The 12823-nt window shown below is 70.5% G+C and carries 12 protein-coding genes and 1 pseudogene; 3 read left to right on the plus strand and 10 right to left on the minus strand.

Going from position 1 to position 12823, the window contains the following annotated elements; genetic code table 11:
• Window positions 1-65: 65 nt before the first annotated feature.
• From SLUN_RS23100 to SLUN_RS23110, 3 genes are all read right to left on the minus strand, one after another.
• Entirely contained in the window at window positions 66-800 is a 735-nt protein-coding gene (locus SLUN_RS23100; protein ID WP_108151257.1) for a Mut7-C RNAse domain-containing protein, read from the minus strand.
• 12 nt (window positions 801-812) lie between these two features.
• Window positions 813-1676: an SDR family oxidoreductase gene (locus tag SLUN_RS23105; RefSeq protein WP_108151259.1), complete on the minus strand. Its 864-nt coding sequence runs from the start codon at window positions 1674-1676 to the stop codon at window positions 813-815.
• A 213-nt stretch (window positions 1677-1889) separates the two neighbouring features.
• Window positions 1890-2429, minus strand: a complete 540-nt coding sequence (locus SLUN_RS23110; protein ID WP_108151261.1) for a GNAT family N-acetyltransferase — start codon at window positions 2427-2429, stop codon at window positions 1890-1892.
• A 45-nt stretch (window positions 2430-2474) separates the two neighbouring features.
• On the opposite strand from SLUN_RS23110, the gene SLUN_RS23115 reads away from it, so the two are divergent.
• A complete protein-coding gene (locus SLUN_RS23115; RefSeq protein WP_108151263.1) occupies window positions 2475-3095 on the plus strand; it encodes a hypothetical protein in 621 nt (206 codons plus the stop codon).
• A gap of 34 nt (window positions 3096-3129) precedes the next feature.
• Here the strand turns inward: SLUN_RS23115 and SLUN_RS23120 are convergent, their stop codons facing one another.
• The gene (locus tag SLUN_RS23120; protein ID WP_179955298.1) at window positions 3130-4011 is read right to left on the minus strand and encodes a helix-turn-helix domain-containing protein; all 882 of its coding nucleotides are present in this window, start codon (window positions 4009-4011) and stop codon (window positions 3130-3132) included.
• A gap of 63 nt (window positions 4012-4074) precedes the next feature.
• Here SLUN_RS23120 and SLUN_RS23125 point away from each other — a divergent pair, with 63 nt between their 5' ends.
• Entirely contained in the window at window positions 4075-4647 is a 573-nt protein-coding gene (locus SLUN_RS23125) for a TIGR03086 family metal-binding protein (RefSeq protein WP_108154891.1), read from the plus strand.
• A gap of 34 nt (window positions 4648-4681) precedes the next feature.
• Here the strand turns inward: SLUN_RS23125 and SLUN_RS23130 are convergent, their stop codons facing one another.
• Entirely contained in the window at window positions 4682-4981 is a 300-nt protein-coding gene (locus SLUN_RS23130; protein WP_108151266.1) for a hypothetical protein, read from the minus strand.
• 180 nt (window positions 4982-5161) lie between these two features.
• On the opposite strand from SLUN_RS23130, the gene SLUN_RS23135 reads away from it, so the two are divergent.
• Complete coding sequence (locus tag SLUN_RS23135; RefSeq protein WP_108151268.1) at window positions 5162-5980, plus strand: SDR family oxidoreductase; 819 nt, start codon at window positions 5162-5164, stop codon at window positions 5978-5980.
• A 131-nt stretch (window positions 5981-6111) separates the two neighbouring features.
• Here the strand turns inward: SLUN_RS23135 and SLUN_RS23140 are convergent.
• The 5 genes and pseudogenes from SLUN_RS23140 to SLUN_RS23155 all read right to left on the minus strand — a co-directional run.
• A pseudogene (locus SLUN_RS23140) lies at window positions 6112-6234 on the minus strand (IS5/IS1182 family transposase); the annotation flags it as partial.
• Between the two features lie 63 nt (window positions 6235-6297).
• A complete protein-coding gene (locus tag SLUN_RS23145; RefSeq protein ID WP_108151270.1) occupies window positions 6298-10047 on the minus strand; it encodes a DEAD/DEAH box helicase in 3750 nt (1249 codons plus the stop codon).
• Between the two features lie 16 nt (window positions 10048-10063).
• Window positions 10064-10972, minus strand: a complete 909-nt coding sequence (locus SLUN_RS23150) for an effector-associated domain EAD1-containing protein (protein WP_159100307.1) — start codon at window positions 10970-10972, stop codon at window positions 10064-10066.
• Complete coding sequence (locus tag SLUN_RS39560; RefSeq protein WP_159100308.1) at window positions 10969-11667, minus strand: hypothetical protein; 699 nt, start codon at window positions 11665-11667, stop codon at window positions 10969-10971. The genes SLUN_RS23150 and SLUN_RS39560 overlap by 4 nt, the downstream gene beginning before the upstream one ends.
• Before the next feature lie 343 nt (window positions 11668-12010).
• Window positions 12011-12571 (minus strand): hypothetical protein, encoded by a 561-nt coding sequence (locus SLUN_RS23155; protein WP_175256487.1) that lies wholly within the window; start codon window positions 12569-12571, stop codon window positions 12011-12013.
• Between the last annotated feature and the right edge of the window lie 252 nt (window positions 12572-12823).

The following is a 12823-nucleotide window of genomic DNA, read 5'->3' on the forward strand; positions in this document are numbered from 1 at the left end:
ACAGGGTCTGGTGGCCGCGCCCCGCCGTGAAGGGCTGGTCTGCGGCGCCCACCAGCTGGCCTCAACTACGCTGCGGCTCCGCCGAATTCCCTCAGTGCTTCCTCGACGATCGCCTCCAGGCGGGCATGGTGCGCGCCCCGCCAGTACACGCGCTCGCAGGCCGTGCACTGTGCGAACACGTCGTAAGAACGCTGCGTGCCCTGCTGCAACTGGTCCTGGACCGAGTCCTTGTCCGCAACCGACAGCGACCCGTTGCACGCCGTGCAGCGGGTCCAGGGCGCCAGCACCGGCGCGAATCGCTCCAGTACGTCGCGCAGTTGGTCGTCGGGACGGTCGCTGTAGATGTACGCCCCCGCCCAGATCTCCCGCCGCCGCAGCAGCCCGCGGTCCCGGGAGAGCAGCACCCGCTGCTCCTTCGCCGAGAGCGTGGCAAGCGCGGGGTCGCCGATGTCCTCGTTCTCGTAAGCCGCATCGACGCCGAGGAGCCGCAGCCGCCGCGCCAGCGTGCCGAGGTGGACGTCGAGCAGGAAGCGCAGCGGGGCGCCGGGGACCTGTTGCGGCCGCTCCACGCCGTTGACCTCGACGCTCTCGCCCGCGCGCGGGATGTGGGAGACGGCCACCTGGCGGTCGTCGACGAGCACCCGGCCCGCCTCGGTGAGCGGGATGCCGAGTGACTCGATGACATGGCCGAGGGTCGACGATCCGTCGGTGACCAGGGTCGTACGTCCCTGGCGGCGCTCCGAAGGGACGAAGAGGCGCAGCTCAGGGGCGACGCTGAGATGGATTTCCGGTCCGTTCACGCAGCCAGCATGTCATCGGGCGGCCCTCGCCGGCCACGCCGTTCTGAAGGCGTCGGCGTTCTCGGTGGCCCACTGGGCGAAGGTGCGGGCCGGGTGACCGGTCAGTTCCTCGACGGCATGGGTGAGGGGCGTGGGCGAGCCGTCCGTCGAGGCCCAGTAGTCGAGCAGTCCGTCGGCGAAGGCGCTCGGCATGTGTCCGGCCATGGATGCCTTCCAGGCCTCGCGCGTCACGGCGTTGAAGGGGAAGGGGCCGCCGACGGCGCGTTCGAGGATGGCGAGTTGCTCGGTGAAGGTGAGTGATTCGGGGCCGGTCAGGTGGTACGTCCTGCCCCGCGGCTCCGGCCGGGCGAGCAGCGCGAACGCGGCCTCGGCGATGTCGCGTTCGTGGATCGGATCGCTGTAACTGCCGGGGTAGGGCAGGTCGATCGCGCCTGCGGACTCCAGCGCCCAGCGCCACTGGAACGCGTTGCCCGCGAAGGCGCCCGGCTGCAGGACGGACGTCTCGATGGGCGAGGCCGCCACCGCCTGCTCGACCGCGAGATGCGACGCGGCGATCGGGTTGTCGGCGGCGTCCGGATCGAGGGCGGAGCTGGAGGAGAGAAGCACGATGTGCTCGACGCCCGCCGCCCGTGCCTCGTCGAGGAAGGCGCCGGTCTGCGACGGCTCGGCGTACAGAAAGACGGAGGTCACGGAGTCGAGAGCGGCCGGGAAGGTCGCGGGGTCGTCGAGCGCGCAGTGCACGGTGTCGACGCCCGCGGGGGGCCTGAGTTTCTCGGGGGCGGCGGAGGCGGCGCGGACGTCGGCTCCGGCCCCGTGCAGGAGCGCGATGAGGGTGGAGCCGACTTTGCCGCGGCTCCCGGTGACGAGGACGGTCATGGCGGAGGTTCCTTGAGTGAGTTGTGTGCCGGTGCGGCTTGGGCACGCAGTCGCAGCACCCACTATCAGGCGTTGTGCAGAATCTGCGTGACGCAGATAAATATCCTGGAAACGGGCCCGCCGGTCAAGCGGACCCTTGAGGTGCCTGCTGCTCTTCGCCCGCCGCCGGGCTCGGCGCCTGCCGTTACGGCACGACGCGGAAGTACGGCGCAATCAGTCCCGGTCTCGCGGCGTGGCCTGCAAGTCCAGCCGCCAGTCGTTGGACCGGTGGATCTGACCGGGTGGGTACGCGAAGTCGCACTCGCCGACCAAGTCGAAGCCGGCCTTCCTGCACACCGCGTTCGACGGTCCGTTCGTCACGGACGGGAAGGCGTGCAGATAGCGGTGCTTGCGCTCCGCCCGTGCCACCTCGACGACGGCCGACGTGCCTGCCGTCGCGACGCCACGCCCCTGGAAGCCGGGGAGCACGCTCCACCCCGTCTCGTACACCCTCTCCCCGTTCCAGGTCTGCTCCCAGAAACCGATCGTGCCCGCGGCCTGCCCGCTCGACAGCAGCACGATCCGGAACATCCGGCCCTTGCCCGTACGGTCCGCGCTCAGATCGACGTACCGCTGGTGCCGGTTGATCAGCTGTTCTTCCGTCTCCGGGCCGCCCAGCTGATCCATCATCTCCGGTGCGTTCGCAGCGCGGAGCAGGTCGAGGTCGTCCTCGGACCATGGCTCGATCCGTACCGTCGGTGCTTTGATCGTCATGTCACGCACTGTAGGACGCGGGTCCGACAACCAGGGGGCAGGAGGATGAGCATCACCGGTGAATGGGCGATCGGTGCCGTCCCCGACGCCGAAGTCGCCGCCCTGCCCGGACGGTTCGCAGGTCCGGCGGGGGAGTGGACCATCCCTCCCCACTACGCCGAGGATCTGGCCTGGTGGCTCAGCGGCGGCGACCGCGAGCCCTACTTCACGCCCGGTCCCACCCCCGCCGCCCTCCGTTTCGCCGCCTTCGCGAGCAGCGGCGGCCCCAGCGCCCCGGCCGTCGCCGCGATGAAGGACGCGGGCACGGACCTCCTGCGCGGTACGGAGGGGAGCGCCGCCTTTGTCGCCTCGGCCCGCAAGGGCGATCCGGCCACGGCTCTCTGGTACGGCCTCGGGGCGGAGGCCGCCGCCCGGCTGCCCGGCTGGTTCGGCGACTTCCTGCTGACCGCCGCCGAGGTACGGGCCGTCCTCCCGCACGCCGAGTCCGTGCTCGCTGTCACCGGGCCCGGCCGCACCGAGGTGCTGGCCCGCATCGACGCCTGGATGTCGGCCATGAGTGACGTCCCGGACTTCGACGCGAACACGCTGCTGGACGGGCCGCTGCGGGTGCTGCGGTACGCGGCGGCCAACGGCACCGGCGCGGTCGGCGTCACCCGGAGCTACTGATCCTCGCTGCGGTGCGCTGAAGTTCGCGCTGCCGTTACGGTGCGGGGCGCGCGTACGCGGTCGGCGGGACGCCCACCGTCGCCGTGAAGTCCCGTACGAGATGCGCCTGATCGCTGTACCCGAGCTCGGCGGCCAGCTCGGCCCAGTCCAGCCCGCCCGCCAGCTCGGCGCGCTCCAGCGCCTCGTGGATGCGGTAGCGCAGGATGACCCACTTCGGACCGACCCCGACGTACGAGGCGAACAGCCGCTGGAGCGAGCGCACCGACACCCCTTCCGCGGCCGCCAGCTCGGCGACCCGCAGGATCGTACGGTCCGTACGCACCAGGTCGACGAGCCTCATCGCGCGCAGCGCCTGCGGGTCCGCCTCCGGCTCCAGCCCCAGCAGGAAGGCGTCCAGCGCGGCGACCCGCGCGTCCTCCGCCGCGGCCTCGGACGCTTCCACCGCCTTCGACGTCCCCGACGTCCCCGGCGTCCCCGGCGTCCCCGGCGTCTCAAGCCCGAGGATTCCGCGGATCGTCTCCGGGTCCGCGCCCGGCAGGACGTCCGCGACCGGCACCCGCTGTCCCGTCCAGTCGGACACCTGCCGCAGCGGTGCGAACGGCCGGAAGCCCCCCGGGCGGAACTGCACCCCGCACACCCGCCCCCGCCCCTCCAGCTTCTGCGTGAACAGGCTCAGACCGACGCCGGCGACCTCCCCCCAGGCCGCCTCGTCGCCGTACTGCTGGAGGACCACGTTCACGGACGGATGCGGCACCACGTGGGTGGCGTACGGCTGTGTCAGGTCCCAGTCGATGAGCCAGTAGTGCTCGAGATACGGACGCAGCGCCGGGGCGGGTTCACGGCGGCGGAAATGCACGCGCGCGAAGAGCTCCTGGGCTTCGACGATGCCCCGGGTGTCGCGTCGCGGACCTGCCATGTGGGCGATCCTATGTCGCGTTTGTTCAATACGCAGGGGGGCGGCCGCCCTAGCGTCGGACTCATGACGAACACCATCAGCGACCTGCTCGGCTCGGCGGCGGAACGTGCTGTGCCGGTGGTGCGCGGCATCACCGACGACCGGCTGGCCGAGCCGACGCCGTGCACCGAGTACGACGTACGCGCCCTGGCCGACCACCTCATCCAGGTGGTGATCAACTTCCGGGCGCTGGCGGCGAAGAAGGACAGCGACTTCTCGTTCGAACCGCACTACACCGAGACGGAAGGTGACTGGCGGGGGCGGTTCGCGGACGAGACCGCCGCGCTGACCGAGGCGTGGGCGGCACCCGGCGCGGAGGAGGGCACCACGGGGAGCCTGGGGATGCCGGCCAGGACCGTCGGCCAGATGGTGCTGGGCGATCTGACCGTGCACGCGTGGGATCTTGCCCGCGCCACCGGCCAGGAGTTCACGCCGGACCCGGTCGTCGTCGGTGAGCTCTCGGTTTCGCTCGAGGCGATGGCTCCGATGGCCCGGCAGTGGGGCGTGTTCGGCGAGCCGTTCCCGGTCGCGGACGACGCGTCGGAGTTCGACCGGTTGCTGGCGCTGACGGGCCGGAACCCGCGCTGGCAGTCGTAGCCGCAGGACCCGTACCGGGCTGAACCGATCCGGCCTACTGCTTCCCCGGCGGGCGGCCGCCGTCCCTGCCGCCCGGCTGTGTGCCCTGACGGCGGGCCTGGCGGGCCAGGCGGCCCCGGTTCTCCCGCTGGTAGCGCCGCTCCATACGGGCCTGACGGTCCCGTCGGTCGCGGTACTCGCGGTACTCGGTGTCGCCCCGGTTCCCGGGGCTGCCGGCGCCGCGGCCGTAGCGCACATGGCCGAAGACCAGCACTGCCGCGGCCAGCCACAGCACGGGCTCCTTGAATCCGAAGCCGATCAGGGCCACGACGGCGAGCAGGAGAAGTGGGTTCACGGTGGACCTCCGTGCGCGGGCAGGGAGTTCACGCTGCCGAGGGCTCGGGCCGCGCCGCCCAACCTAGTCCGGAGCGCGAGCACAGAGAAGATACGCGACAGGACGTGCACGGAGACGGCGTGCGGGAGTGTGCGGAGTGTCCCGGTGTCACATGGCGGCCCGCTGTGTCGTCTATAGGGCATGAGAATCGCAATTGCTGGAGGAACAGGAACCCTGGGCCGGCAGGTCGCCGACGAGCTGCGTTCGCGCGGGCACGAGGTACGGGTGCTCAGCCGCCGCTCCCCGGAGTACCGGGTCGACCTGACCACCGGGGACGGGCTGGACGAGGCGCTCGTGGGCTGCGACGTCGTCGTCGACGCGAGCAACAACCAGACGTCGACGAAGGACGCGGCCCGGACGCTCGTCGAGGGCTCGCGACGGCTGCTCGCCGCGGAGGATGCCGCGGGTGTGCGCCACCATGTCTGTGTGTCCATCGTCGGCTGCGACCAGGTGCCGATGGGCTACTTCAAGGTCAAGACCGAGCAGGAGGGCGTTGTGGAGGCGGGCCCGGTGCCGTGGACCGTCGTACGCGCCACGCAGTTCCATGAGCTGATGGACATGGTGTTCACGAAGGGTGCGCGGTGGCGGGTGCTGCCGGTGCCGCGGGCGCGGCTGCAGACGGTCGCGAGCGCGGACGCGGCCCGGGCGGTCGCCGACGTGGCCGAGGCGGCGCCGCGGCGCGGACGCGTCGAGGTGACCGGCCCCGAGACGGTCGACGCGCGGGCACTCGCCCGCAGGTGGCGGTCGATCACGGGCCGGCGGGCGCTGCTGCTGCCGCTGCCCCTGCCGGGCAAGGCGGGGCGTGCGCTGCGCGCGGGCGTGGCGACGTCGGAGCGGCCGGATGTACGGGGGACGGTGCCGTTCGACGACTGGCTGCGGGATGCCGTGGCGACGAGGTCGCGGACATCCGGCCCGGGAGCGGACAACGGGAAGCGGGGCAGCGGTGACGGAACGCCGTGAGGGTGAGCAGGGCAGGGGGCCGGGTGAGGTAGGGAACGAGGGGCCGGCCGACGCGCCCGAGGCCGACGAGTGCCCGCACCCGGGTGACGTACCGGACGGGGGTCTGGTCGACCTCCGAGGCTGACCGGTCCCCCGACGTCGAAACCCGCGGCGAGCGGGACATAGGTGTGTCCGCACCGCAGACGGGCCGACACCAGCCGGCCCGCCGGAAGCCGACGCCACCGCGTGCCCCTCTCACTGCGCCGGACCCTCAGTAGGCCGCACTGGAACGAATTGCCGGGCTCTCTGAGGCGAGGATCTGGTCCGTGTGCGCCGGCTCAGTCGGGCTCGGGCTGTGTCCGGGTGGCCTGGACGGCCCAATTGCCGGTGCCCATCGAGGAGGTCCGGATCCTCCACAGCTCCTCGACGACATCCTGTCCGGGAACCTGCGTATGGTTCTTCACCAAGTGGGCGAGAACCGACAGCAGATGGTCCGGTTCCAGGAACCGGGCGCGCGAGCCCTGGGTCCCCAGTACGCCGTGCACGCCTGGTCGGCGGTCCCGGACGACGACCAGAGTGTCCTCCGGGGACACCTCCCGTGCCATGTCGCTGGTGAGCTCCGACACCGGTACCCGCAGAGTGATCGGCTCGGCTCCCTCGGCACTCCACTGGGAGACCACGCAGGAGCCCTGCTGCTGCGGCGGAGTGGTCGCCACCCCAAGGCAATCGGCGAGCCAGCACAGCGCCTGAAGGTAGGGGACGTGCCCGTCGGCCTTCTCCAGTTTCGTGGAGACGTCTTCGAAGATCGCGCCCTCGCCGCCGGGGATCACCACGCTGGCCCACTCCCGGGCGAGGCGCTGGCGGTGTTCGTGTTCCTGTGCCACCCGGTCGTCGATGACGCGCCGCGCGCCCGCGCGCTCGTCGTCTGTGAGTCCGTCGCACAGCTGCTCGGTGTCCACCAGTTTGGAGAGCGGAGACGGCTGATCGTTCTCCGGCAGGCCCGCCAGCTTCGCGAGGCGCTCCCGGTGCAGTCCCGCGATGCGCATCTTCGATACCTGGGCGAGCCAGGTCGGCAGCCCCGACTCCACCTGCTGCGCGATCGCCTGCATGCGGCCCGAGTGGTCAACGCCGTCCTCGGTGACGCTGATCTCCGCCGCGGCGCGGAGGTACCCCGCCATCTGCTCGCAGAGCTGCTCGACGTCCGAGTAGAACAGCGACAGCGAGGGCGGCTTCATGTGTCCCTTGTCCGGCGCTTCCTCCGACCTGATGGCACCGGAGAACCGCTGCTGCATCTCGGCGAACGGAATCCCCTTCATCCACTCGTACGCGACCAACGCGCGGAGCAGGGCGTTGATCTCGTCGAGCGAGGCGGTTTCCTCATCGCTCTCCAGCAGGTTCCGCAATTCCTCCGACGCCACCGAGTTCTGCGTGTCCAACAACCGGTCGGGCATCAGGACGGCCTCGGCGGCCACCCACTCCCTGCAGTTCGCCCGCTGCTGCTCCGACTCCGCGCAGTGCGCCATGCCCATGGTCTGAACGGCTCCCTTCAGAGAGGGCAGATGCCGGCTGGTGCTCTGGCCGGGCAGGGCGACCCAGGCCGTCACCTGCCGGATGGACCGGGTCCGGCAGGCGTGCCAGAGCAGATCGATGGTCCCGGCACCGCTGCGCGCACGCTCGGCCAGCTTTTTCAGCTCGGGGGCGTCGTCCAGTTCCAGACCGGAGCGTCCGACCGCCTGACCGACGGGGGTCAGTGTCAGGCTTTTGCCCGCTCCGGGCCGCCTGCTGAGGCTCTCCTCGTGGATCAGGCCACGGTTCTGCAGCTCCACGAGGACCTTCTCCGGCGTCGGGATCTGGGGCTCGGGCTCGTAGCTGATCAGCAGATTCTCCAGGATCGTCCCGACCCGCTCCAGCCATTTCCTGCGGGTCAGCATGCGGTTGTCCTGGCACAGCACCTGAAGGACGAGTCCACTGATCGCCACCGGGTCGCGGTACTGCGACCGGACCTTCAGCGAGCGGGACTTGCTCTTCACGAACCGCTTGAAGACCCCTTCCACGCTGGAGAGCTCGTCGATCTCGGCGGCCGTCAGCCCGTGGACCAACTGCAGTTCCCGGTCGGAGGGTACGAGGATGTAGAACTCCCCGTGCCCCGCTTCCGTCTGGCCGCGTCGTCCCGCGCGACCACCCTTGTTGTCGAGGTCGGCGGGCAGCAGGATCTGCCGGATCCGGTCCGACCCGGCGCCGGTGAGGCCGGAGATACTCGTGGCGATGACCGTGTCGGCGGGCAGGTTGAGGCCGACGGCGAGGGTGTCCGTGGCCACGAGTACCCGCAACAGCCCGTCATCGGCGCGGAATTCGTCCTCGAGCATGCGGCGCATCGTAGGGGCGAGCGCGGCCGAGTGCGCGGCCACGCCGCTGCGCAACCCCCGGATGACCAGCTCATGGCCAGGGATGTCCGAGTTGCGCAGCCGCGAGTAAAGGGAGTTGACCTTGTCGCGGGCCGCGGAGGACTCATTGTTGTACCGGCCGTGCGCCCACGGTGAGCCGCTCGGCGGCTGGCGCATCGCTTGGTCCAAGACCTTGCGGATCCCCTCGGCCAGCTGGTCCGAGGCCGTCCGGGTAGGGACGAAGACGATGATCCGGCGCTTGTCGTTCTGGTTGAGGATGCTGAGCACCAGGGTCGCGGCGAGTTCCGCCGTGGACAGCCCCTGGAGCCCGTTGAGCCCCTTGGAGAGCGCCTGCGCGTATTTCGTGCGCAGTTCGGGGAGGGAGTGGTCCTGCTGGTACTCGGGATCCGGCACCGCCCGGCCGGGCATGCTGAGGAGGTGGGCGTTGGGCTGGACCAGCCAGTTCCGCCGGCCGACGACATAGGTGTCGAGGGGGACCGGACGTTCGTTGCTGCTGGGCGTGAACGTTGTGCGGCCTGTGCCCAGCCACCGTTCCAGGGTCTCACCCGCCTCTGGGGTGAGCGCGGCCGACAGGCCCAGCAGCGCGGGCTGCTCCGCACCGATCCGCAGCTTTATCAGGGTCAGGAGCGCTTCCAGCTTGGCTGCCCGGTCACTGGTCTCGGCCAGCATCTGCAGTTCGTCGACGACCACTAACCCGGTCTTGTCCAGCGGACTCAACCCGTTGACCAGGTACACGCCGAGCTTCTCGTAGATGGCGACGGCGACGCTGTACCGGCCGCCGCCGACGGGGCGGTCGCTCTCGGGATAGTCCCGGGAAACGCCGTACACGTTGAGCTTGTCCAGTGGCTTACGGCTGTCGCGCCAGCGCTGCCACTCGGCTTCCTCCTGGGCCACCAGAGCCTTGGTCGGCAGCAGCATCATCGCCGAGTTGCCGCCGTTCAGGGCCATCGTCATGCCCACGCGCGCCACGGTGGTCTTGCCGCTGTTGGTCACGGCGTACACGAGCGCGACGCCCCGATCGTCGATGATCTTGCGGCAGACCTTGATGAGCTCCCGCTGGAACCTGTCGAGCTCTTCCCAGGAGCCGAGTTTCTCCTCCCACAGCTCCAGGAACGCTCTTCGCTGATCCGACTGGGCAGACCTGGGCAGGAGGTCCGCGTATCCGGACACCTCGGGCAGCAGCGTGGCGCGGTCCGGCGGGGCCGGCGCCGGGATGGACACAGCGGGTACGACGGTCGGTGCGGCCGGCGGCGGCCCGGGGGTCGGCGGCTGGCTGGGGATGACGACCGCATCCGTCTCGGCGGGCTGGGTGCGCTGCTCCGCGGGCGAGTCGACCTGGAGGCCGTGTTTGGCGGCCAGGCTCTTGATTTCCGGATTGTGCGGGTAGCGGCCGGTGAGGACAGCGCAGGCGATCTTCCGCCAGCCCCAGTCGACCACGCCGGCTTGGGCCTCGGTCCTGACCGCGTCCCAGAAATCGCGGTCGCTCTTCGCGTGGACCGGCAGCTCGTCGACGGGAAATCCCAGGCCGGTCAGGAGTTTTCGGCGGGGCTCATCGGTTTTGCACACCTTGGCCAGCCCTCGGACGAGTTTTCCCCAGTCCTCCTCAGAGATGCCCCAGGCGTCCGGCTCGACTTCTTGGGCATCATGCGACTGCGGCGATTCGGACGCATTGGCAAGCGTCACTGCTTGCTCCTTTGCCTCAGGCTGTGCGGGGCAGAACCATCAGGTCGGTACGGAGGGAACGGCAGAACTCGGCCCGGTTGACGACGTCCTGGGCCGCGATGTGTGCGGTGGCGCTCAGGTGCTCGGAGGTCACCGGGGAGTCCGTGCGGGAGGCCAGTTCCCGGTAGAAGGCAGAGGCGAACAGCGTCGAGCAGTCCGCGTCGAGGGCGCCGCGGTGGGCGATCACCACGTCTGCCACGCCGGTGAAGAGCCGCGCGATCTCCTCGCCGTCGCAGGAGCGCAGCAACAGCGCCCGCAGCCGGTGCCGATAGTGCTCGGCTGCGAGCCGCAGTGTCTCCACGAGGTCCGCCGCGGGCAGCGGGTGCGGTTCGCCCTCGTGGTCCTCCAGCAGCAGTGCCCCATGGCTTCCATGGCAGGCCAGATGCAGGATGTCGGGCCGTTGCCGGCGAATCCGCTCCAGGTCGCCGGGGGTCGCCGCGGGGCAGGGAATGACGTCCAGCCGGTCCGCGGCCGCCGACTGGATTTCGCGCAGTTCGGCGGCAGCCCGCACCGCGCCGCGCCGCGCCGGTTCGGCGCCCAGCACCATGACCTTGAGCCGTCCGGCACCGGCCTCGGAGGCGCCGGACGGCGGGCGCGGCTCAGGGACGGATGCGGCTCCACGGAAGACGGGGTGGTGCGGATAGCGTTCCCTCGCCCTGGTCAGAATCGACCGGCGACCGTCGGCCATGACCCCGGTGGCCAGACTCAGGGAGACCTGTTCCCAGTACTCCCACAGTGTGCTCGGCGCGTACGGGAGGGCGTCGGCCGGGTAGCCCGCGCTGCGCAGCAGCACCTCGGCCCGAGAGGGCGTGTTGTAGACCGTCGCCAGCGCCCGGATCTCCTCCGGGAGCAGCGGCGCCTCGGCCGCCTCCTCGCCGGTGCTCACAGCGTGGCCTCCAGCCGCAGCGGGTCGGGCAGCCGCCGTGTGAAGCGCCGCAGCAACGGAATCCTGACCCCGGCGCTGACCGTAAGCGTCACCTCGGTGACGGCATCGGCCGCTGTGCGGACGATGAGGCTGAGCGGATGGCAGCCGGACAGCTCGTGGGCACGGGTTCGGCGGAACTCCCATGCGGGGCTGCCGCTTTGGAGGCCCAGGGCTTGGACGAGGGGCTGGTGGGAGGTGTACTGGACGCTTCGCCCGATCTCCCCGACAGAGGCATCGGCACCGAGCAGCGACAGCTGCGGTCCGAGCCTCCGGGTCCTGCTGATCTCCACCGGATCGGAGATCCGCATCGGGTCCATGGAGTGGGCGACAGGCGCCGGCTCATCCGGCTTGGAGGTGACGTTCAGGGCGACGTGGGCGAACTCCAGCCGAGGCCGCTGAGGGGTGGGGGCGAAGGTGACGGCCAGCCGGACGAGGTGGTAGGCGTGGCGACCGGCCTCCGCCGCGGCGTAACGGGCGAGTTCGGGGTCGGCGGACAGTTCGTGGGCCGTCAGCCGTAAGGCGGTCGGCCCGCCCAGCGTGATGCGCCCGGCGAGCGGCGTCGTCGCGGCGTCGTCGGGTTCACCCCGTAATGCGTCGTCGGGCGGAAGTACGAGCTCATGTGCGGGCAGTCGGGGATCGGGGAATTCGATCAACATAACCTCGCGGACCGGGCGACCTGCCGCAGGAGCGACCCGACTGAATCGGTATATCCCCTGCGAAAGCTGTGAATCCGAAGGCTAGCGACTGTCAAGTCGCCGAAACCGGTCAAAGCGAAAACTTCCCCCAACCTGTTGGCGGTCCGCACGAGCCGCCTCTTCCCCCCGCCCGGAGTTCTCGGGCTGTGCCCGCCGGTCTTCGCCGAGGTCATGCCGCACACGTGCGCCCCGCACGACGGCCGGCGTGGCGGAGGTGCGAGGCCGGACGCCGCGCACCACGCCGAGGCCTCCAGACCCCGGGCAACCTCCGAAGAGGCCCGCCCGGAACGCCGAAGGCCTCAGGTCACGGCCACACCAGGCAGTAAGGCTGGTGCCCGGCCTCATGCAGCCGGACCGAGAAGTCCTGCCACTCGTGCAGCAGTTGGTAGACATTGAACGCGTCCCGCGGACCGCCCCGGTCCGGGACCGTCGACCAGATGAAGGCCGCCGCGCCCACCGACTCCTCGCCTATGCCCCGCAGTGGGTCGACCACCGTCATCGGAAGCTTGACCACCGCGTAGTCGGGGTGCAGCACCACCAGCTCGAGGGGCGGAACCTTGTTCAGCGGCATGCCCTGGATGCCGGTCAGTACCATCGCGGCTATGGTCTCCGGCTTGATCTTGCTGAACATCCCGCCCATGCCGAGCTCGTCCCCGCCCAGCTCCTCAGGGCGCATCGAGATCGGAACACGAGCGGCAGTGGCCCCGTCAGGTGCGCCGAAGTACTTGTAGGTCACCCCCACTCGGCCGCTCCTGCTTCCCATGGGCTCGTGCGCGTCCGATTCGCCTCGACGGTGCTTTCCACGCCGGGCAGGCTCGGGACCCAGGTCGTCGGTCCCCTCGCCCAGTCCGCCACCGCGATGCATATCTCCACCCGACCACTCGCAGCCCCCGCCGCGCAACCCGATCATCGTGACAGTGACCTCCCCCACCACTGTCCGGTGAAACACCGGTCCGCAAGAACGTCGGGGCCTCTGACACCATGGATTCCGTGAGCTTTCCCTCTGACGCCCCAGTTTCGCAGACGCCAGAGGGCTGACGCCCTCTCGTAATACGAGGAGACCGCCCGGACCGCTCACCGGTGGCCGAGATCATCCGCCCCGGCCCCCTGCCCGCCC

Source organism: Streptomyces lunaelactis (assembly GCF_003054555.1).
GTDB lineage: Bacteria > Actinomycetota > Actinomycetes > Streptomycetales > Streptomycetaceae > Streptomyces > Streptomyces lunaelactis.